The organism is Amycolatopsis sp. NPDC031561, assembly GCF_055580625.1.
This window is the reverse complement of sequence record NZ_JBVILA010000006.1, coordinates 335,569-354,987: the sequence shown is the minus strand read 5'-3', so window position 1 is coordinate 354,987 and position 19,419 is coordinate 335,569. Positions and strand designations below refer to the sequence as shown.

The window sequence follows — 19,419 nt, the reverse complement described above, 5'->3', positions numbered from 1 at the left end:
GTCCCGAAAGTGGCTTTCGCGACACGGCCACTCGGTATCGAACGTGGCGAAAGACACCTCCACCCCGTCGCCTGCCCCGCCCACGAACACGCCACTTTTGACTTACCCCCCCAATAGAACCCGAAACGCCACTCACGACCAACCCGACCCACGCGGTCTGAACCTTCAGTCACGGCCGGGGGAGCGGCGTCACCCAGGACAACGGTGCCTGCGGGCGCCAGTCGTTCCCCGAGTGTCCACAGGGGACACTCTCTGGCGGCTGAATGTCCGGTTGATGGCTAGATGTGCGGTTTTCGAGAGGTCGTGAGTGGTAAAAGTGTCCTATATGGACAGTCAGGGTGCGGCCAGTCCGGCACGACCCGCCCGTGAACGCGACACGTTTGCCTTACCCCTCAATAACCCTTTCAGCAGCTGAGATAAGGGGAAACCCAGTCTCCCCAGTCCCCGGCGGAGCCGTCACTCGCGTCGTCCACGGCGAGTGCGAGTACCTGCACACCCGTCACCGGCACGACGAGACGCTGCACGGCGTCCCCGTGCCGCATGTTCCCCGTGGCCTCCAGTTCGACGCCGTCACCGAGTACGCGGAACCCGAGCGTCCCGTTCGGTCCGCGGTCGTCGACGCCGACGCCCGCGGTGAACTGCTTGCACTTGCCGCCGAGGTAGTACCGCACCACCGACGGCGCGTGCGCGCCCAGCCCGCCGCGTGTCTCGGTCTTGCCGTTGATCTTGAACGGGTGCCCGTTGTCGGTGCTGTCCCGTTCGACCGGGCCGAGGCCGTTCTCCGAGGAGATCCACGGCTGAGTGCTGAGCAACCCGTTGGTGTAAGGCGGATTCGGCGCGAGCATGAGCGGCGCCTCGGCCGACGTGGTCGTAGTCCGCGCGCCTTGTGTGGTCGTGTACGTCACGGTGCCCGGCATCTTGAACGGCTGGGTGGCCGTCGAAACCGGGGTCAGCGTCACCGGGGTCTCCCACGTGTCACCCGGTTCAACGGTCTCGGTGGTCGCTTCGGCGGGGATGTCGATCCGCCATTCCGCGGGTGCGGTCAACCGCAGGTGGGCGCCGGTGATCGGCGTCGAACCGGCGTTGGTGAACTTGACCGTGGCGGTGACCGGCTGGGACGGCGGCACGGAGTCGGGCAGCTCGACGGCCAGCGACGTCCGCGGCGCGGCGGTCGCGTTCGTCGGCCACACGCGCAGCACGGTGGCGGCGTGGCGTCCGACGGTTTCGCGGAGGGCACCGGTCGTTTCGGTCTCGTCGCCGGTCCACAGGTCGCGCACGCGATACCCGGACGCGGCGGGGAGTCCGGCATCGGCCACGGAGGTGGTGATCGGCGTGGCCAGTTCGCCGCGGTTGAACAGCACCAGCACGGCCGAGCCGTCGGACATCGGTTTCGTCCACACCTCGGTCCAGCCCGTGTCGCGGACCTTGTGCCCGGCGACGCCCGCCCAGTCCTGCTGGACGGCGATGATGTCGGGGTTCTTCATCTCGGCGGCCGGGAGCGTGGTGTCGGCCGCCAGCGCCATGTCGGCCACCAGCGGTGCGTTGAGCACCGCCCACAGCCCGAGCTTGGCCTGGCGCTCCGCGGTGCTGAGGTAGCTGAAGGTGAACGGGCCCGGCATGTTCCAGCCACCCGAGCCCTTGTAGCCGTCCAGCCCGTACTGCTTGTCGAGACTGTCCGTCGAGTACCCGAAGTTGAAGGTCGCGTGCTTGTACGTACGCCAGATCTGCGCGCCGGCGGCCCGTCCCCACAGCCATTGGCTCTGGTCGCGGTCGTAATCGTCGATCTCGAGCGTGATGGGACGGCCGGTGCGCTTGATCGCGTCCGCCATCTTCTTGACCCGCGCGGGCGCGTCGCCGTTGACGCTGTGGCAGGTGTCGTAGCGCAGGTAGTCCGCGCCCCAATCGGCGAAGGTCTGGGCGTCGAGGTCCTCGTGGTCGAGCGAGCCCGCCGCCTGACGGCTACAGGTCTTTTCGCCGGTTCCGCTGTAGAGACCGATCTTGAGCCCGCGCGAGTGCACGTAGTCCGCCAGCGCCGGGATGCCCGAAGGGAAACTGGCGCGGGCGGTGAGCTTCCCGGCGGCGTCGCGCTCGGCCGCCTGCCAGCAGTCGCCCAACATGACGTACTCGTACCCGGCGTCCCTCAGCCCGGAGGTGACCAGCTGGTCCGCCGCGGCTTTCACGACGTCCTCGGTGAACCGGTTGTAGATGCAGTAGGGATCCCCGGTCGCCCAGGTGATCCCCAGCGGGGGTCTTTCGCCAGGAACCGGATCAGGGGGCGTATCGGCCGCCGCGGGAACGGCGGTCGTTGTCAGGAAAAGTGCGCAGAGCAGCACGAAGAGTCGTCGCATTGGTCCCCTCCAGAAAGCAGACAAGACTCCCAGGATCGCCTTGCCTCGCGACAACGGTCAAGAGGGATGCGAGGCCGCGGACGGCTTGCGATCCTGGACGCGGCGGGCGATGGTGAGCGCGATCGGCGCGGCGAGCCAGCACAGGTACGCACCGGTGCCCTCGGTCAGGAACGCGACGGGAATGGACAGCCCGAACACCGCGGCCAGGCAGACACTGCGTGTCAGGCTTTGGGCGAAGACCCGGGGCGGGCCGTCCGTTCCGTACAGGTGTTCGCGGCGGATCTCCCGGATGATCAGTGCGAACGACGCGGAGGCCAGGACCTGCACCATCGCGTAGAAGCCGAACCGGAGCGGGAAGGCGCCGTCGGCGGTGAGCACCCGCGTCGCGAACGGCATGAGGACCTGCATGAACAGCCAGGCCAGGGTGAGGCTGATCAGGCGTCCGCTCAGCGAGCGGACGTAGGGGAAGATCTCGTGGTGGGCGCGCCAGTGGGCGGCGATCACCACGAAACCGAGCGCGAAGGCAAGGTATTCCTTGCCGTGGTCCGCCACCGACCCCAGCATGGCGTCGGTGGTGTCGCCGTGCGGGATCGGGAGATCCAGGGCCAGCAAGGTGAGCGCGATCGCGATCACCGCGTCGACGAAGATGGTGAGCCGCTCGGCGGCGGCCGCGCGCGTCTTCCCGGACGTCTCGCCGGGGCCGGTGGGGGTGGTCATGCCGCGACTGGCTGACGGGTGGTGGTCGCGAGGCGCCGGGACCGCACGGCCAGGAAGATCATGACCGCCGGGATCAGGATGTCGGTGACGAGGACTCCGCCGGTGTTGCCGGGAGCGTGGTCACCGTTGGCGAACCACTGGTAGACGTGGCCGACCACGGCTCCCCAGAGGAACATCCCGCCACCGATGCCGATGGTGATGCGTTCGCGCGCCGATGCCGAGGCTGCCCGGAAGCCCAGGAGGGCCATGCCGAGGTTGGCGAAGGCGATTTCGAACAGGAAGGGGGTCCGCTCGAAGCCGATCGCCGTCGCCATGACGTCGGGGAAGGCCAGGAAGGCGATCGTCATCCACAGGCTGCCGCAGCCGAAGGCGCCGATGGCCCACCAGCGCTGCCAGATCTCGAGTCGTTCTTCAGAGGACGTGGCGCGGCGTGCGCGGATCGAGGCTCCGATGGCGGGCACCACGACCCAGACCAGCGGGAAGGCGGATTGGGCGAGGTAAGAGAAGTTGTCCATGGGCTCAGTCTTACCTAGTTAATATTAACTCGTCAAGACTCTGGTAAGGTGGGTCACGTGGACGATGGACTCGGAGACTTGTTGCACCGCGTGGTCATGCTGTTGGGCGAAGCGGCCCGCAGACGCACCGACGACCCCGGCGGTTTGACCTACAGTCAGATACGGCTTCTGGGCACGTTGGAGGAGGTCGAGCCGACGACGCAGCATCGGCTCGCGCAAGCGCTGTCGGTGTCCGATCCGGCGATCAGCCGGGCGCTGCGACCGCTCGAGGCGGAGGGTCTGGTGCAGATCACCGTCGACCCCGAACACGCGCGACGGCGGCTGGTCCGCCTCACCGAGGACGGCCGGAAAGCCTTCCACGCCGCCGGAAAACCGCTCTACGACGAGTTCCGCGCGGGGCTCGTCGCGGCAGGTTTTCCTTACGACCGCTACCTGGAAGACACCCTTCGGCTGGCCGAGATCCTCACTCCCGACTGAGGATGCCTCAGTCCACTTCGGACACCACGCGCCCGCCGACGACGGTCAGGTCCGAACGGGTGCCGAGCAGTTCCGGCCCGCTCGCGGTGACCGGATCTTGATCGAGGACGGTCAGGTCGGCGAGCCTGCCCGCCGCCAGAGTCCCCTTGCGGCTCTCGGCATGTTCCAGCCACGCCGGGCCGGTCGTCCACAGTCGCAACGCCTCTTCCCGGCTGAGCAATTTCTCTTGCGGGAGCAGGGAAAACGGGTTGGGCCCCGGCTCACCGGTGAACGTCGCGACCCCGCGTCGCCAGTCCGGCTCGGTCACCGGGGCGTCCGAACTGTCGGCGACCGTCACCCCGTGGTCGAGCAGCGTCCGCGCGGGGAACGACTCCTGCCAGCGGTCTTCGCCCACGATCCGGACCATCGACGGACCGCTGAACGTCCGCATGAGCGAGCTGGTGATCACGCCGGTCCCGGTCCGGGCCAGGCGTTCGTGCACTTCCGGCGAAAGGAAGGTGCCGTGGATGAGCACGTGCCGCGCGTCCGGCCACGGGTCGGCGGCCGCGGCGGCCTCGATGGCGTCGACCACGGCGTCGGCCGCGCGATCGCCGGTCACGTGGACCTGTACGCGCACCCGGCGCCGGTGGGCGACGGCGATCAGTTCGTGCAGTTCACGGACTTGTTCCGGATCGCCGGATCCGACCGTGACGAGACTTCCGTGCCCGCCATCGGGATACGGCTGGTGCATCCAGGCCGTGCAGTGCGTCGGGACGCCGTCGGCGAACAGCTTGATCCCGCCGACGCGCAGCAGGTCGTCCCCGGTCTCCAGGTCCGTACTGTCCAGCGCCCGGGCCAAGTCGGCCGCCGAAGTCGTGGGAGAAGGCCAGTTCCAGTGCAGCAGGGCGGTGACCCGCAGCGTCATCCGGCCCGCCGCGTGCAGATCCCGGTAGTCCTGCCACAAGCCGGGCGGAACGATCGGGTCGGTGACGCTGGTGACGCCCAGCCGGTTCAGCCGGGCCATCGTGCGCGCGGTCGCGTCCAGCCGTTCGTCCCGGGTCGGCTGCGGAAGCAACCCGGCCACGAGTTCCTGCGCGCTTTCCACGAGCACTCCGGTCGGCTCCCCGGCGGCGTCCCGGACGATCTCTCCCGCCGTGGGATCCGGTGTCGCCGCGGTGATCCCGGCCCGCTCCAGCGCGGCGCTGTTGACCCAGATCGAATGGGACGAGGCGTGGTGCAGCACCGTGGGCCGGGTCCCGGTCACGCCGTCGAGCCACACCCGCGACGGTGCGGACCGGCCGTCGGCGAATTCGGCGATGGTGGTCTCACGCCAGCCGCGGCCGACGATCCATTCGCCCGATGGTGCGGCGTCCAGCGCCCTCCGGACCTCGGCGAGGTTCGCCGAGGCCGCGAGATTCACGCAGAACTCCGGCCCGGCCAAGGCGTACCAGGCCAGATGCAGATGCGCGTCGTTGATCCCCGGCAGCACGGTGCGTCCCCGCAGATCGATCGACGGGGTGCCAGGGGCGGCCGCGGCGGAGACGGTGTCGTCGTCCCCGACCGCGACCACACGGCCGCCGGAAAGCAGAATCGCCGTGGCGTTCCCGAGTTCGGCGTCGAAGGTGCGCACGAGACCGCCGTGCAGGAGCAGATCGGAGGTCATACCGCCGCCTTTTCCGCGGCGGGGACGGCCGCCTGATGTTCCGGATGCCAGGCCACGGTCACGTCGTCGCCGGGACGGTGTTCGTGTGCCGCGCCCGCGGCCAGCACCGCGCAGCCGCGGGCCCCGTCGGCGTACCGCAGCCAGATCCGGCTGTGGTCGCCCACGTAGACGATGTCGGTGACCTGGGCGCTGACCCGCTGGTGCCCGGACGGGACCGGTTCGGCGCGGGTGTACAGCGTCAGCCGTTCCGGCCGCACGATCGTGACTTCACCTGGCGTCAGCGACAGGGCGTTGGACTCGCCGACGAACTGCGCGACGAACAACGTTTCCGGGCGCTCGTAAAGGTCTTCGGGGGTGCCGACCTGTTCGATCCGGCCCTCGTTGAACACCGCGATCCGGTCGGACAGGGTGAGTGCCTCCTGCTGGTCGTGGGTGACGAACAGGAACGTCATGCCCAGCTCGCGGTGCATCCGGGCGATCTCGCGCTGCAGCTGGTCGCGCAGCTTCTTGTCGAGGGCGCCCAGCGGCTCGTCCATCAGCAGCGCCCGGGGCTGGTAGACCACGGCGCGGGCCAGCGCGACCCGCTGCTGCTGACCGCCGGAAAGCTGACGGGGCAACCGGTCCCGGACCGCGGACAGGCCGACCATCTCCAGCACCTCGGTGACCCGGCGGTCGATCTCCGCCTTCGGCCGTTTGCGCTGGGTGAGCCCGAACGCGACGTTGCGGGCGACCGACATGTGCGGGAACAGGGCGTACTGCTGGAACACCACCCCGAGATCGCGCCGGTGCGGTTTGAGCCGGGAGATCTCCTGACCGTCCAGGGTGATCGACCCCTCGGTGAGCGGGGTGAAACCGGCGATCATCGAGAGCATCGTCGTCTTGCCCGAACCGGAGGGGCCGAGGAAGGTCATGAACTCGCCGTCGGCGATGTGCAGCGAGACGTCGTCCACGGCGGGACGGCCGACGCCGGCGTACGCCTTGGTCACGTTGGCGGTGGTGATACCGCGGTGGTCGTCAGTCATGGTGGCTCCGTCGGCGCAGGAACGTGGGCACGAACAGCAGGATCGTGGTGAACACGACGATCAGGCTCGACGCTGCGGCGATGGTGGGGTCGATCTCGAGGACGATCGACTCGTACATCTTCACCGGCAAGGTCTTGATGGCGGGCGTCTGCAGGAAGAGGGCGACCACGACCTCGTCGAAGGAGGTCGCGAAGGCGAACACGAAACCCGACATCACGCCGGGAGCGATGATCGGCAGCACGACCTTGCGCAGCGTCGTGATCTTCGGCGCGCCGAGACTCGCCGCGGCCTTCTCCACGACCGGGTCGTAGCCGGCGAGACTGGTCTGCACGGAGGTCAGCACGAACGGCACGCCCAGCACGGCGTGCGCCAGCACGAAACCGAGCATCGTCCCGTTGAGCTGCCAGCGAAGGAAGACCCCGTAGACGGCGACCGCGACGACGATCCCCGGCAGGATCATCGGTGCCATCAGCAGTTGCCGCACGACGCCGCGGCCCCGGAACCGCGCGCGGTCGAGACCGAACGCGGCCGCCACCCCGACGACCGTCGCGAGCACCGCCGCCAGCAGGCCGACCTGGACCGAATTGGTCAGCGCGGCGAGCCACTGCTTGCTGCCGAAGAACTCGCCGTACCAGCGCCACGACCAGTCGTCGGGCGGGAACTGGAAGGTCGAGCCCGCGCCGAAGCTCATCGGGATCACGACGAGGGTGGGGGCGACGAGCACGAACCCGACGAGGGCGACCCACGCGCGCAGTCCCCAGCCGAGCGTTCGTTGCCGGAGCGCGGCTCGGGAAATGGACGGGTTGTCAGCCACGGTCGGCACCTCCCGCCGCGCTGGTACCCAGCGGTGCGGCCACCCGGCTGAGCACGGCCAGCACCACGAGCGTGACGACCAGCAGGATCGCTCCGAGCGCACCGGCTCCGGCGAAGTCGAGCAAATCGTTGACCTGGGTCCCGATCACCTGCGCGGCCAGCGCTTGTTGCGGCGTGCCGAGCAGTGCCGGGGTGATGTAGAAGCCGAGAGACATGATGAACACCACCGACACTCCCGCCAGGACTCCTGGCATCGACAGCGGCACGTACACCCGCAGGAAGGCGACCGGACGGGACGCGCCGAGGCTGCCGGCGGCGTGGAGCAGGCTGCGGTCGATCCCGGTCATGGAACTGTGCAGCGGAAGCACCATGAACGGCAGCATCACCTGCACCATCGCGACGGTCACCCCGGCCACCGACCCCAGGAGCACCACCCCGTCGAAGCCGATCGAAGCGAGCACTTTCTCGATCACGCCGCCCCGCTGTTCGAGGACGTACCAAGCGAAGTTGCGGGCCATCACGCTGGTCCAGAACGGCATCAGGACCAGCAGCGTCAACACCGCGCGGGCCCGGCGCCCGACCAGGGTCATCGCGTAGGCGTACGGATAGGCGACGATCAGCGTGGCGACGGTGATAATCAGCGCGGTCCGCAAGGTCCGGAGCAGCACGCGGATCTGCACCTCGTCCCCGAGGACGGCCAGGTAGTTGCCGACGCCGAAATCGGGCTCGGTGAAGCTGCGCCAGAGGATCGCGGCGAGCGGGTAGAAGAAGAACACGAGCACCACCGCCGCGGCGGGGAACAGCAGCCAGGCCGCGGAAGCGGGCCGCCTCGTTCTCAGGACGGTGATCATCCGGTCCTCCAGTCCGACCATGCCTTGACGAGCCTGGTGCGGTTCGCCGCCCACCAGCGCACGTCACTGAGCACCCGCAGGTCCTCCTTGCCCTCTCCCCAGATGTCGAGTTCCCGGCCGATCGCCGTGGCCAGTGGGGGTGCGGCGGTGTTCGCGGGCCCGACGCCCGCACTGGCCGCGAAAGCCGCCGCCTGCGCCGGTTCCGAGGCGAACCGGATCAGCCGCTTGGCCTCGTCCGCGCGCGGTGTCCCCTTGGGCACGACGAGCACGTCCCAGGTCACCGGGACGGGAATGCCGGGCACCACCTTCCAGTGGGTCGCCCCGGCTTTCAGCAGCGAGAACGCGCGGGCACTGACGATGAGCGCCATGTCCGCCTGCCCGCCCGCCATCCGCTGTTGCTGGTCGCCGTAGGTGCTGGTGATGGTGAGTAACGGCCGGATCCGGTCGTACATCGACAGCGCGCGGGGGACGTCGAGCGGGTACAGCGCGTCGCGCGGGACTCCGTCGGCCAGCAGAGCGGCTTCGATCGTGCCCACACTCGGGTCGCCGCCGTAGATGATCCGCCGTCCGGGGAACTTCCGGGGATCGAAGAAGTCGGCCATGCGGGTCGGCGGGTGGTCGCCGTAGACCTTGGTGTCGTACATCAGCATCATGCCGAAGAAGGCGTCCGGCACCCCGCAGTCGGTCAGCGACCCCTTCGGGAAACCCGCCGCCAGAGGTCCCATGTCGATGGGTTCGAGCAGGCTGCCGCAGACCGCGGCGGCCGCGGAGGCGTCGGTGTCCACGACGTCCCAGGTGACCTTGCCCGCCTCGACCATCGCCTTCAGCTTGGCGTTGCTCGACGGGCCGTCGATCGTGACCGTGGTCCCGGTCCGCTTCTCGTACGGGTCGAGCCACGCTGAGCGCTGTCCCGCCTGGTAGGCGCCCTGGCCGTAGGAGACGAACACGAGCGAATTCGGGCCGCCCTCGGAGATGGCGCATCCGGTGGCGACGAGGGGAACGGTCAGCGCGGCGGACAGCAGCGTCGGTATCCGGCGTCTCATGGGGTTCTCCTCAGCTCGCCGCGGCCGCGACGTGGCGGCACAGGACGTCGGCCAGGGTGTCGATCTGCTCCTCGGTGATGACCAGCGGCGGGGACAGCACGATGCTGGTGCCGGAGGCGCGGACCACCACGCCGTCCGCGCGGCAGCCGGACTGCACCGACGCCGTCGGCACGTCGGTGAACTCGATGCCGAGCATCAGGCCGACGCCGCGGACCTCGCGCACGTGGGGGAGTTCGGTGAGCGGGTCGAGCCGCGCGCGCAGCCGGGCGCCGAGGACGCGGGCGCGTTCGAGCAGGTTCTCCCGCTCGATGATGTCGAGGTTCGCCAGCGCGACCGCGGCGCCGACGGGATGACCGTTGTAGGTGAAACCGTGCAGGAACGTGGCTCCGTCGGCGAGATCGAGCACCCGGCGGCCGATGAGTACCGCGCCCATCGGGACGTAGCCGCTGGTGATGCCCTTCGCGGTGACGATCATGTCCGGCTCGATGCCGAAGTGCTGACTGCCGAACCAGTGTCCCGTCCGGCCGAAGGCGGTCACGATCTCGTCGACGATCAGCAGGATCCCATTGCGCCGCAACACTTCCTGCACGCGGGGCCAGTACCCGTCCGGCGGCGGCACCATGCCGCCGACGCCCAGCACCGGTTCGCCGATGAACGCGGCGATGCGGTGCGCGCCGATCTCGGCGATGCGCTGTTCCAGCTCCGCGACGAGCACGTCCGTCGCGTCCGGGCCGTACTCGATGGCGTGGGGCTTTCCCAGCCATTCGATGTCGGGCAGCAGCGGGCCGAACCCGGCGCGCAGGCCCTCGATCCCGGTGGCGGCGAGAGAGGCGCCGCCCATGCCGTGGTAGCCGCCGGTCCGGGCCAGCACCACCGTCCGCTCCGGAGAACCGGCGTGGTGGAAGGCGAGGCGGGCGAGCTTGATCGCGGTCTCGTTGCCTTCCGAACCGCCGTTGGTGAGGAACACGCGTTCCAGACCGGCGGGAGCGAGCGACAGCAGCCGTTCGGCGAGGCGGATCGACGGAGCGTTCGAGTAGTCACCGAAGGACGAGTAGAACTCCAGCCGTCGGATCTGCTCGGCGGCGACGTCGGCGAGCTCGGTGCGGCCGTGGCCGACCGGGCACTGCCACAGCCCGCAGGTGCCGTCGATGTACCGGCGGCCTTCGGTGTCCCACAGCAGGGCGCCTTCACCGCGGTCGAGGATGAGCGGTTCGGCGGGGGCGCCGATCGTGGTGTGCGGGTGCACGAGGGTGCGCCGGTCGAGAGCGGCGAGGTCGGTGGTGCTGGTCATGAAGGTCCTTTCTTTGCCCGGGCGTGCTCAGAACCGCAGCGCCACGGCCTTCGTCTCGGTGTAGGCCTCGATCCCTTCGGCGCCGCCTTCGCGTTCCTGGCCGGAGTTCTTCTGGCCGCCGAAAGGCAGTTCCGGGCGTACCGGGGCCGGGTCGTTGACCCCGATCACGCCGAAGTCCAAGCGGTCGAGTGCTCGCCAGACACGGCGCAGGTCGCTGCCGAACAGGTAGGCGGCGAGCCCGTAGTCCGTGGCGTTGGCCAGGGCGATCGCCTCGTCGTCGTCGGTGAACGTGGCGACGGCGAGCACCGGGCCGAACGTCTCCTCGTGGCTGATGAGCATGTCCGTGGTGACGCTGGTCAGCACCGTGGGCCGGAACCAGTGGCCGCGCAGCGTCGGGTCGCCGGACTCCCAGCGACCACCGCCGATCAGGACCCGGGCGCCCTTGGCCACGGCGTCGGCGACCTGGTTCTCGACCTTCGCGAGCCCGGCCTCGTCGATCAACGGACCGACTGTGGTGCCTTCGGTGTCTCCGCGCCCGACGCGCAGCGCGGCCGTTTTCTTCTCGATCAGCGCGAGCAGGTCGTCTCGCACGCTTTCGTGGACGTAAAGCCGGTTCACGGCCGTGCAGCTTTGGCCCGCGTTGAAGAACTTCGCGGTGACCACGCCGGCGGCGGCCGCTTCGAGATCCGCGTCGGCGAAGACGATCGCGGGGGAGTGCCCGCCCATTTCGAGCGACGTGCGGCGAAGCGTGTCGCCGGTCTGGCGCAGCAGGCCGAGGCCGACCTCGGTCGATCCGGTGAAGCTGACCTTGCGCAGCCTGCGATCGGCCAGCAGTGCTCCGACGAGTTCAGCGGGGCGGCTCGTGGTCAGGGATTGCAGCACGCCCGCGGGAAGGCCGGTCGCCTGCAGGATGTCGAGCAGCGCGGTGGCGATGAGCGGTGTCTGTTCGGCCGGTTTGGCGATCACCGGGCAGCCCGCGGCCAGGGCGAGACCGACCTTGCGCAGCAGCATGCTCGCCGGGAAGTTCCACGGCGTGATCGCGAGGACCGGCCCGACGGGGGAGCGCAGCACCAACCCGGGGCCCGCCGCGGAGGCGGGGGTGACCCGGCCGTAGGCACGCCGTCCCTCTTCCGCGGCCCACTCCAGCATCCGCGCCCCGCTCGCGAGTTCGCCCGCGGCCTCCGCGAGGGGTTTGCCGTTCTCGCGGCTCAGCAACGAGGCGAGTTCACCTTGGCGTGCCCGGATTTCCGCCGCCGCGGCGCGAAGGTGCCCACCGCGGGTCTCCGGGTCGGTGTCCGCCCAGCCGCGAGCGGCGGCGGCCGCGGCGTCGAGCGCGGCGAGAGCGTGGGTGGGGTCCGCGTCGGCTGCCTGGCCGAGGACGTCGAGGCTCGCGGGGTCCACGACGTCGAACGTCGCCGGGGCGGAAAGCGGGCGACCGTCGATCAGCAAGGTCGCGGCAGCGGTGTCGGGCATCGGAAGGCCTTTCGCTTCAGGGATGCGCCGAGTCTGACTCCCGAGTGTTGATTAAGTCAACACCTAATCGGTTTCGAAAGTCTGAAAAGGACAGTCGGGAGTTGTTGCCCTGTAACGAAAAACGGCAGTACTGTGGCCCGGTGTCACGCGGGGTGCGTGTCACTGGGCGGCAGTACTGCCGGTCTTAGCTGTGGTTCGCCAAGATGGCGTGCAGGGCTTCGAGTGCCGGGCCGGGGTCGACTTCCGGATCTGCCACCTGATGCAGGAACATTCCGTCGAGGGCGTAGAAAACGAGTTGCGCGAATCCGTCGTCCGCGGGCAGTTCTTTGCCGACCGCATCGAGATATCCGCGATAGAGCCGCCGGACCACCGGCCGCAACTCCGGTCGTCGCGCGGACTCCACGACCAGTTGGTACTGGAAGATCTGGATTTCCGCGCTGTCCTGGTATCGCTTCCGGACTTCCTCACCGTCGGCGAACACTCCGGTGCGGGCGCCGATCAAGCCGTTCTCGGCGCTCTCTTCGAGTACCCAGTCCAATGAGGACTGGAGGAGATCGTCGATGGACGAGAAATGGTGCTGGACCGCGCCCGTGGTGCAGTCTGCCGCCTTGGCGACCGCGCGGTAGGTGAGGCCGCGGAGTCCTTCGCGTGCCACGACTTCGACCGCGGCGCGCTGGAGTGCCCGCTTCATTCCCGGAACCTCCTTGCGCGACCGAGGGCTTGTGGGAGGAGGCTACATTACAGATGTAATGTCGCGCTACTGCCGGGCGCTGGCTTGCAGGGTGGCCAAGTCCGTGAAGGCCTCCTTGAGGGACCCAGGGTCCCTCAAGGAGGCCTTCACGGACCCCCGGATCGCCACATTCGTCGCAAGCGCACCAGCAGTCACAGCGGCCGCGCGTGAAGGCCCCCTTCCCTCGGCTCAGCCGAGGAAACTCGCCCCTCACGCCATGCCCAAGTACGTGAAGGCCCCCTTCCTTGCGTCTAGCGCAAGGAAGGGGGCCTTCACGTACTTCAAGTCGGCAAGCGCGCCGGTACCGGGTCGGTCGCTGTGGTCCTCAGGGCCGTAGCCGCTCCACAGCCGCGTCGTACTCCTCGACGATCCGCCGCACGATCTCGCCCGCGGGCAGCACCTCGGTCACCAGCCCGGCCGATTGACCCGCTTCGACCTTGCCGTTCGTCAGGTCGCCGTCGAGCGCGGCGTCTCGCAGCGTCGAGGCCGTGAACACCGCACGTCGCCGTTCGAGATCGGCCGCGGAATCCTCGAGGCCGGTCATCCGGTCGGTGAAGTCGTTGGCCAGCGCGCGGATCAGGCCGAGTTCCCGGCCGACCGTGCGGGTCGAGTCGATGCCGGCGGCGACCACGGCGGCCTTGTAGTCCGGGTGGACGGTGGCTTCGGTGCTGGCGAGGAACCGGGTGCCGAACTGGGCGGCGCCCGCCCCGAGGGCGAGCATCGCGGCGAGGCCGGCGCCGTCGGCCAAGCCCCCGGCCGCGACGATCGGCGTGTCCGGGACAGCGGTGGCGACAGCGCGGGTGAGGACCAGCGTCGTGACGAGGCCGGGCGGCGGATGCCCTCCGGCCTCGGCGCCGACGACGACGAGCCCGTCGACACCGGCGTCGACGGCCTTCTTCGCGTGCTCGGTTCCGGCGACCACGTGCAGGCAGGTCGTCCCGGCGTCGTGGAAGCGCTCGAGGTAGCGTCGCGGACCGCCCTGCGAGGCGATCAGCACCGGCGGGCGGCGCGTGAGCAGCAACTCGATCACGTCATCGGCGCCCGCCCGGTAGAGCGGCAGGTTCACCGCCCACGGCGACTCGGTGCCGCCGGCCATTTCGTCGAGGGTGCGGGCCAGGTCCGGCAGCCGCATCGGCCCGGCGGCGACCACCCCGAGCCCACCGGCGTTGCTCACCGCGAGCGGCAGGGCCGAGCACGACGAGGCCCACGACATCCCCGCCTGCACGATCGGCAGCGCGATGTCCAGCAGTTCGGTGACCGGGGTGCGGATCCGCCTCATCGGACGGGTCCGAGCAGGGTGCGGGCATGCTCCGCGAGCTGGTTCTTCCGCACCTTCGAACTCGCGGTCATGCCGATTCCCTCGAAGCCATCGACGATCCGAAGATGGTGCGGCACCTTGAAACCCGCCATGTTCGCCTTCGCCCAGCGCAAGAGTTCCTCTTCGGTGACCGCGCCGGGTTCGCGGAGCACGACGAACGCGAACGGGACCTCGATCAGCCGCTCGTGCGGCACTCCGACCACCGAGGCCTGCCGGACCGCGGCATGACGGTGCAGGACGTCCTCGACGTCGGCCGGGGCGACGTTCTCACCCCCGACTCGGATGATGTCCTTGGTGCGCCCGGAGAAATGGAGCCTGCCGGAGTGGTCGAGCAGGCCGACGTCCCCGGTGGACAACCAGCCGCCGGCGTCGATCGCGGCGGCGGTCTGGCCGGGGTCGTCGAGGTAACCCCGCATGACGTTCCAGCCACGGACGAGGATCGCGCCCGGGGTGCCCGGCGCGCAGTCGTGGTCCCCGTCGAGCGCGCGGATGCGGACCTCCACCCCGGGTTCGACGGCCATCGCGCCGGAAGCCCGGAGCTCCTCGGGCTCCCACCAACACGACTGCGCGACGTTCGGCGACGCCTCGGACAGGCCGTATCCAGCGACGCATTCACGGGCGCCGAGTTCGTCGATCACCCGCCGGATCACCGTCGGCGACGCCGCGACCCAGGCACCGCGCAGGTGGAGTTTCCGCGCCGCGCGGTCCGGATGGTTGAGCAACATCATCGCGATGGTGTCGTTGCCCGAAAAATGGGTACAGCGCTCCTCTTCCAGCAGGCGCAAGGCCTCTGCCGCCTCGAATTTGGCCATGGCCACCAAGGTGACGGCGTGCTGCAGGCTGGCGAGCACCGAAAGCGTGCTTCCGGCGACATGGAAGAAGGGGCGGGCGCTGAGGAAGCGGTCGGCGGGACGGAACCCGAGCCGGGCGCCCGAAAAGTACGCGTTGGCGCACATGCTCCGATGGGTGAGCAGGACGCCTTTGGGCCGGGATGTCGTGCCCGAGGTGTACTGCACGAGCAGCACGTCGTCCGGTTCCGCGGTGGCCGGGGTGTCGCCGCCGGCCGCGGCGAGGAACGCCTTCCAGGACGTCACCCCCTCCGGCACCTCCGTGCCCAGGACGACCACGGAGGTCAGGTCGGGCAACGTGGCGCAGCGCCCGTCGGTCCCGAGGCCCAGCTCGCGCAGCATCGCGACGAAGTCGACACGCAGCAAGCGGTTCGCGACGAAGAGGGTGGACACCTTCGCCTTGGCGAGCATGTACCGCACCTCGTCGGCGGTGCACCGGGTGTTGACGGGCACGGTGACGGCGCCGAGCGAGCCGATCGCGACGAACAACGCGACCCAGCCGGGCCCGTTGCCGAGGCAGACGCCGACGCGGTCACCCCGCCCGACGCCGTGTGCCGCGAGCGCGGACCGGATCCGCGCGACGTTCGCGGCGAGTTCGCCGTAGGTGACGCGGGATTCGGCGGTGACGACGGCCTCGACGTCCGGCGCGGTCAGCGCGGCGCGCTCCAGCGCCTCGTGCGCGGTGAGCGGGCAGACGGTGCGCAGGTCCATCACTCTGCCTCCTTGGATGTCGCGGTGGCCGAGAAGCGCTCGACGCCGTCACGCCAGTCGCCAGTCTGCAGATTCTGCTCGATCGCGGCCATTTCAATGCGGATGCCGCGGTCGAGGTCGGTTTCGGTGCCGAGATCCACCGCGCGTTTGGTCAGCGCGAGGGCACCCGGTGGTGCCTTGGCGATCGACCGTGCCGTCTCGTCGCCGACGTCGGCCAGCTCTGCCAGGGGAACGACGCGGACGACGAGCCCGAGATCGCGGGCCTCTTCCGCTCCGACGGGGCGATTGGTGAACAGCAGTTCCTTGGCGCGGCGTGGCCCGATCGCCCTCGGCAGCCGTTGGGTGGCGCCGATCGTGCCCCAGTGCGGTTCGGGGAACCGGAACGTGGTGCCCTCGGCCGCGATGGCGAAATCGGCGGCGAGGGCGATCTCGCCGCCCGAGCCGACGACGGCCCCGTGCACCAGCGCGATCACCGGACGGCGGCACGCCGCGATCGCGGCGTAGGCGGCGAACGAGGCCGCGCGACGGCGGCGTACCCACGACGCGTCCTTGCCGGTGCGCTCCTTGAGGTCGGCGCCCGCGCAGAAGACCGGACCCTGCCCGGACAGCAGGACGACGCGGACCGACTCGTCGGCATCGATCTCGTCGAACGCCGCGCGCAGCTGAAGGCACAGCGGCAGGTCCACGGCGTTGCGGGCGGCCGGGCGGGCCAGTTGCAGCCGGGCGATCCCGGCGGTGACGTCGAGCAGGATCCGCTCGTCCACTCAGATCACTCCTTCGTCGCGCAGAGCGGCGATCTCGGCCGAGCCGAAGCCCGCTTCCGCGAGCACGGTCTCGGTGTCGGCGCCCAGCAACGGCGGGCTTTCCAGGTCTTCTGGCCGTGCCCCGGTTTCCCGCAGGGGAGTGCGGATCGCCGGGAACGTGCCCTCGGTGGGATGCGCGAAGGTGCCGACGACGCCGCGCGCCCGCGCGTGCGGATCGTCCAGTGCCTCTCGGACGCCGCGGACCTCGCCCACCGGCACGTCGGCCGCACGCAGTTCCTCGACCAGCTCGCCGCTTTCGCGGTCGGCGATCGCCGTGCGCAGCGCGGTCATCACCCGGTCCCGGTGGGCGACCCGCCCGGCGTTGTGCCGGAGTTCGCCGTCGGAGCCGAGGTCGTCGAGGCCGAGCACCCGGCACAGCGGCGCCCAGTGCTGGTCGCTGCAGCTGATGTGCACCCAGCGGCCGTCCGCGGCCTCGAAGGCGGCGGACGGGACGCGCCCGGGGTGCTGGCTGCCGGTCCGCGCCGGATCCTCGTCGAGGGCGAACAACCGGGCGGCGTTCAGCGCGTGCAGGCTGAGCTGGACGTCCATCATCGACACGTCCAGGTGGCGGCCGCGGCCGGTGGAGCCCCGGCCCGCCAGCCCGGTCAGCGCCGCGATGACCACCCAGAGCCCGGAGGTCAGGTCCGCCGCCGGGATCCCGGTCTTGACCGGCGGGCCATCCGGTTCACCGGTCATCGCCATGACTCCGGACAGGGCCTGGAAGACGGTGTCGTACCCCTTGCGGGCACGGTCCGGGCCGGTCTGCCCGAACCCGGTGGCGGACACGTACACGAGGCCGGGGTTGCCCGCGGCCAGCTCCTCGTAGCCGAGGCCGAGCCGGTCCATCGTGCCGGGCAGGAAGTTCTCCACGACGACGTCGGCGTCGGCGGCGAGGCGGCGGGCGACGTCGCGGCCGCGGGTGTCCTTCAGGTCGAGGGTCACCGAGCGTTTGCCCCGGTTGACGGCGAAGAAGTAGGCGCTTTCCCCGGCGGGGAGCCGGGGTTCGAAGCCCCGGGTCTCGTCGCCGGAGCCCGGGCGTTCGACCTTGATCACCGTCGCGCCCAGCTCGCCGAGGACCTGCGTGGCCATCGGGGCGGCCAGCACCCGGGAGAAGTCGAGCACGGTGATGCCTTCGAGTGGCGGAGTCACCGGCGGAACCCCCGCATCAGGGCGTTCACGTCCTGCCCGGCGCGCACGGCGGCGTCGGTCGGCAGGTCGGCGACCCGGTAGAACAGGTCCTTGGCGGCGCTCAGGGCGCGCGGCTCCACCGCCGCCCAGCCCGCGGCGATCTCCATCGCGGCGGAGAGGACGTTCTCCGGCTCGACGACGCTGTTGACCAGGCCGTGTTCGAACGCTTCGGCCGCCGTGAGCAGCCTGCCGGTGCTGATCAGCTCGAAGGCGAGTTTGCGGCCCAGGTGCCGCACCAGACCGGTCATCACCAGGGCCGGGACGAGGGAGTGCCGCAGTTCCGGGTAGCCGAAGCGCAGGTCGGTGCCCGCGACGACCATGTCGGCGCCGATCGCGAGGCCCGCGCCGCCGCCGACCGCCGCGCCGCGGACCGCGGTGACGACCGGGGTGCCCATCCGCTGCATCCGCGTCTGGAGCCCGGCGGTCAGCGCCGCTCGCTCCAGTACGGCGTCGGGCTGCTCCGGAGTGAGCGCGGAGAACTCGGAAAGGTCCGCGCCCGCACAGAATCCGCGGCCGTTGCCGGTCAGCACCACCGCGCGGACGCCGGGGTCGAGGTCTGCGTCATCGAGCGCGTCCCGCAGTGTGCGGGTGAGGGCGGTGTCGAGCGCGTTGAGCTTGTCCGGCCGGTTGAGGGTGAGGACGCGGACCCGGTCGTGGTCCTCGGTGAGCAGGATCATCGTCGGCTTTCTCCTTGCGTGCGGGCGAAACCGGCTCGCGCGACCATGCTGTGCAGCGGGCGGCCGAGTGCTTTCTCGCAGGCGGCGGACGACTCGGCGAGCGCGTCGGGGTCCAGTCCGGTTCGGACACCCATCGCGTGGAAGAGGTCGACGAGGTCTTCGGTGCAGACGTTCCCGGTGAGCCCGGCGCCGTAGCCGATCGACGCCGGGTGGCCGCCGACCCCGCCCATCGCGCTGTCGAAGTGGCGGCAGCCCGCGTCCAGCGCGGCCACCGCGTTGGCGATGCCCGCGCCCCGCGAGTTGTGGAAGTGCGCGATCAGCGGCAGTCCGGGATGGGCCCGGCCGAGTCGCTCGAACAGGGCGGTGACGGTCTTCGGCGTCGCCACCCCGGTGGTGTCGCCCAGGGTGACCGCGTCGGCGCCGAGGTCGGCGAACCGGGCGACGTCCTCGGCGACCCGGCCCGGGTCGACAGCGCCTTCGAACGGGCAGCCGAAGGCGACGGACACGACGCCGATCAGGCGGAAACGCTTGTCCGCCAACCGGATCATCTCCGCGACCCGCTCCCACTGGGCGGCGCGGGTGGTGCGCAGGTTCCGTTCGGTGTGGCTCTCACTGGCCGAGACCAGCAGGCTCAGCTCTTGGGCCCCGGCCCCGCGATCCAGGTCTTCCAGTGCACGCGTCACCGCGCGGGGATTGGGGCACGTCGCCTTGAACGCCACGCCCGGCCGGTGGGCGAGGGAGGCGAGCACCTCGCTCGCGTCGGCGAACGCCGGGACGCGCTCCGGGTGGCTGTAGCTCGTGGCTTCGATACGGGTGAACCCCGCGCGGGCGAAACCTTCCAGCAGGGCGACCTTCGTCGCGGTGGGGACGAACGCGGGCTCGTGCTGCAGCCCGTCCCTGGCGAAGCACTCACAAATCGTGACCCCGTCGGTCATCGAGTCACCTCCTACGG

General features: G+C 70.2%; 18 protein-coding genes. 1 reads left to right on the top strand and 17 read right to left on the bottom strand.

Features of this window, described 5'->3' with window-relative positions; all coding sequences use genetic code 11:
* Positions 1 to 404 precede the first annotated feature (404 nt).
* From ACZ5IK_RS16915 to ACZ5IK_RS16905, 3 genes are read right to left on the bottom strand one after another with little or no spacing between them, the layout of a single operon-like run.
* Entirely contained in the window at positions 405 to 2,348 is a 1,944-nt protein-coding gene (locus ACZ5IK_RS16915) for an NPCBM/NEW2 domain-containing protein (RefSeq protein WP_465488507.1), read from the bottom strand.
* A gap of 57 nt (positions 2,349 to 2,405) precedes the next feature.
* The gene (locus ACZ5IK_RS16910; RefSeq protein WP_465488506.1) at positions 2,406 to 3,065 is read right to left on the bottom strand and encodes a TMEM175 family protein; all 660 of its coding nucleotides are present in this window, start codon (positions 3,063 to 3,065) and stop codon (positions 2,406 to 2,408) included.
* Positions 3,062 to 3,580, bottom strand: coding sequence for a DUF6790 family protein (locus ACZ5IK_RS16905; protein ID WP_101607128.1), 519 nt, complete (start codon positions 3,578 to 3,580; stop codon positions 3,062 to 3,064). The genes ACZ5IK_RS16910 and ACZ5IK_RS16905 overlap by 4 nt, the downstream gene beginning before the upstream one ends.
* 57 nt (positions 3,581 to 3,637) lie before the next feature.
* On the opposite strand from ACZ5IK_RS16905, the gene ACZ5IK_RS16900 reads away from it, so the two are divergent.
* The gene (locus ACZ5IK_RS16900; RefSeq protein ID WP_465488505.1) at positions 3,638 to 4,057 is read left to right on the top strand and encodes a MarR family winged helix-turn-helix transcriptional regulator; all 420 of its coding nucleotides are present in this window, start codon (positions 3,638 to 3,640) and stop codon (positions 4,055 to 4,057) included.
* A 7-nt stretch (positions 4,058 to 4,064) separates the two neighbouring features.
* Here the strand turns inward: ACZ5IK_RS16900 and ACZ5IK_RS16895 are convergent, their stop codons facing one another.
* The 14 genes from ACZ5IK_RS16895 to ACZ5IK_RS16830 all read right to left on the bottom strand — a co-directional run bounded on the left by ACZ5IK_RS16895 (position 4,065) and on the right by ACZ5IK_RS16830 (position 19,402).
* The gene (locus tag ACZ5IK_RS16895; protein WP_465488504.1) at positions 4,065 to 5,699 is read right to left on the bottom strand and encodes an amidohydrolase; all 1,635 of its coding nucleotides are present in this window, start codon (positions 5,697 to 5,699) and stop codon (positions 4,065 to 4,067) included.
* Positions 5,696 to 6,721 carry an ABC transporter ATP-binding protein gene (locus ACZ5IK_RS16890; protein WP_465488503.1) on the bottom strand — a complete coding sequence of 342 codons (1,026 nt, stop codon included), beginning with the start codon at positions 6,719 to 6,721 and terminating at the stop codon, positions 5,696 to 5,698. Before ACZ5IK_RS16890 ends, ACZ5IK_RS16895 begins: the two co-directional genes overlap by 4 nt.
* Positions 6,714 to 7,535 (bottom strand): ABC transporter permease, encoded by an 822-nt coding sequence (locus tag ACZ5IK_RS16885; protein WP_465488502.1) that lies wholly within the window; start codon positions 7,533 to 7,535, stop codon positions 6,714 to 6,716. The genes ACZ5IK_RS16890 and ACZ5IK_RS16885 overlap by 8 nt, the downstream gene beginning before the upstream one ends.
* Positions 7,528 to 8,385: an ABC transporter permease gene (locus tag ACZ5IK_RS16880; protein WP_465488501.1), complete on the bottom strand. Its 858-nt coding sequence runs from the start codon at positions 8,383 to 8,385 to the stop codon at positions 7,528 to 7,530. The genes ACZ5IK_RS16885 and ACZ5IK_RS16880 overlap by 8 nt, the downstream gene beginning before the upstream one ends.
* Positions 8,382 to 9,428: an extracellular solute-binding protein gene (locus ACZ5IK_RS16875; protein ID WP_101607134.1), complete on the bottom strand. Its 1,047-nt coding sequence runs from the start codon at positions 9,426 to 9,428 to the stop codon at positions 8,382 to 8,384. Before ACZ5IK_RS16875 ends, ACZ5IK_RS16880 begins: the two co-directional genes overlap by 4 nt.
* A 10-nt stretch (positions 9,429 to 9,438) precedes the next feature.
* Positions 9,439 to 10,719 (bottom strand): aminotransferase family protein, encoded by a 1,281-nt coding sequence (locus ACZ5IK_RS16870; protein ID WP_465488500.1) that lies wholly within the window; start codon positions 10,717 to 10,719, stop codon positions 9,439 to 9,441.
* Positions 10,720 to 10,746: 27 nt separating this feature from the next.
* On the bottom strand, positions 10,747 to 12,192 hold the full coding sequence (locus tag ACZ5IK_RS16865) for an aldehyde dehydrogenase family protein (protein ID WP_465488499.1): 1,446 nt from the start codon (positions 12,190 to 12,192) through the stop codon (positions 10,747 to 10,749).
* A 184-nt stretch (positions 12,193 to 12,376) separates the two neighbouring features.
* Positions 12,377 to 12,883: a TetR/AcrR family transcriptional regulator gene (locus ACZ5IK_RS16860; protein ID WP_465488498.1), complete on the bottom strand. Its 507-nt coding sequence runs from the start codon at positions 12,881 to 12,883 to the stop codon at positions 12,377 to 12,379.
* Between the two features lie 364 nt (positions 12,884 to 13,247).
* Positions 13,248 to 14,201, bottom strand: a complete 954-nt coding sequence (locus ACZ5IK_RS16855) for an NAD(P)H-dependent flavin oxidoreductase (RefSeq protein ID WP_465488497.1) — start codon at positions 14,199 to 14,201, stop codon at positions 13,248 to 13,250.
* Complete coding sequence (locus tag ACZ5IK_RS16850; RefSeq protein ID WP_465488496.1) at positions 14,198 to 15,799, bottom strand: AMP-binding protein; 1,602 nt, start codon at positions 15,797 to 15,799, stop codon at positions 14,198 to 14,200. The genes ACZ5IK_RS16855 and ACZ5IK_RS16850 overlap by 4 nt, the downstream gene beginning before the upstream one ends.
* Positions 15,799 to 16,563, bottom strand: coding sequence for an enoyl-CoA hydratase/isomerase family protein (locus ACZ5IK_RS16845; RefSeq protein WP_465488495.1), 765 nt, complete (start codon positions 16,561 to 16,563; stop codon positions 15,799 to 15,801). The genes ACZ5IK_RS16850 and ACZ5IK_RS16845 overlap by 1 nt, the downstream gene beginning before the upstream one ends.
* Positions 16,564 to 17,751, bottom strand: a complete 1,188-nt coding sequence (locus tag ACZ5IK_RS16840; protein WP_465488494.1) for a CaiB/BaiF CoA transferase family protein — start codon at positions 17,749 to 17,751, stop codon at positions 16,564 to 16,566.
* Positions 17,748 to 18,467 (bottom strand): enoyl-CoA hydratase/isomerase family protein, encoded by a 720-nt coding sequence (locus ACZ5IK_RS16835; RefSeq protein ID WP_465488493.1) that lies wholly within the window; start codon positions 18,465 to 18,467, stop codon positions 17,748 to 17,750. Before ACZ5IK_RS16835 ends, ACZ5IK_RS16840 begins: the two co-directional genes overlap by 4 nt.
* Entirely contained in the window at positions 18,464 to 19,402 is a 939-nt protein-coding gene (locus ACZ5IK_RS16830; RefSeq protein WP_465488492.1) for a hydroxymethylglutaryl-CoA lyase, read from the bottom strand. Before ACZ5IK_RS16830 ends, ACZ5IK_RS16835 begins: the two co-directional genes overlap by 4 nt.
* Between the last annotated feature and the right edge of the window lie 17 nt (positions 19,403 to 19,419).

Coding starts and splice junctions, on each gene's coding strand:
- ACZ5IK_RS16915 (WP_465488507.1), bottom strand. CDS start 2,348: ATGCGACGACTCTTCGTGCTGCTCTGCGCACTTTTCCTGACAACGACC.
- ACZ5IK_RS16910 (WP_465488506.1), bottom strand. CDS start 3,065: ATGACCACCCCCACCGGCCCCGGCGAGACGTCCGGGAAGACGCGCGCG.
- ACZ5IK_RS16905 (WP_101607128.1), bottom strand. CDS start 3,580: ATGGACAACTTCTCTTACCTCGCCCAATCCGCCTTCCCGCTGGTCTGG.
- ACZ5IK_RS16895 (WP_465488504.1), bottom strand. CDS start 5,699: ATGACCTCCGATCTGCTCCTGCACGGCGGTCTCGTGCGCACCTTCGAC.
- ACZ5IK_RS16890 (WP_465488503.1), bottom strand. CDS start 6,721: ATGACTGACGACCACCGCGGTATCACCACCGCCAACGTGACCAAGGCG.
- ACZ5IK_RS16880 (WP_465488501.1), bottom strand. CDS start 8,385: ATGATCACCGTCCTGAGAACGAGGCGGCCCGCTTCCGCGGCCTGGCTG.
- ACZ5IK_RS16875 (WP_101607134.1), bottom strand. CDS start 9,428: ATGAGACGCCGGATACCGACGCTGCTGTCCGCCGCGCTGACCGTTCCC.
- ACZ5IK_RS16870 (WP_465488500.1), bottom strand. CDS start 10,719: ATGACCAGCACCACCGACCTCGCCGCTCTCGACCGGCGCACCCTCGTG.
- ACZ5IK_RS16865 (WP_465488499.1), bottom strand. CDS start 12,192: ATGCCCGACACCGCTGCCGCGACCTTGCTGATCGACGGTCGCCCGCTT.
- ACZ5IK_RS16860 (WP_465488498.1), bottom strand. CDS start 12,883: ATGAAGCGGGCACTCCAGCGCGCCGCGGTCGAAGTCGTGGCACGCGAA.
- ACZ5IK_RS16855 (WP_465488497.1), bottom strand. CDS start 14,201: ATGAGGCGGATCCGCACCCCGGTCACCGAACTGCTGGACATCGCGCTG.
- ACZ5IK_RS16850 (WP_465488496.1), bottom strand. CDS start 15,799: ATGGACCTGCGCACCGTCTGCCCGCTCACCGCGCACGAGGCGCTGGAG.
- ACZ5IK_RS16835 (WP_465488493.1), bottom strand. CDS start 18,467: ATGATCCTGCTCACCGAGGACCACGACCGGGTCCGCGTCCTCACCCTC.
- ACZ5IK_RS16830 (WP_465488492.1), bottom strand. CDS start 19,402: ATGACCGACGGGGTCACGATTTGTGAGTGCTTCGCCAGGGACGGGCTG.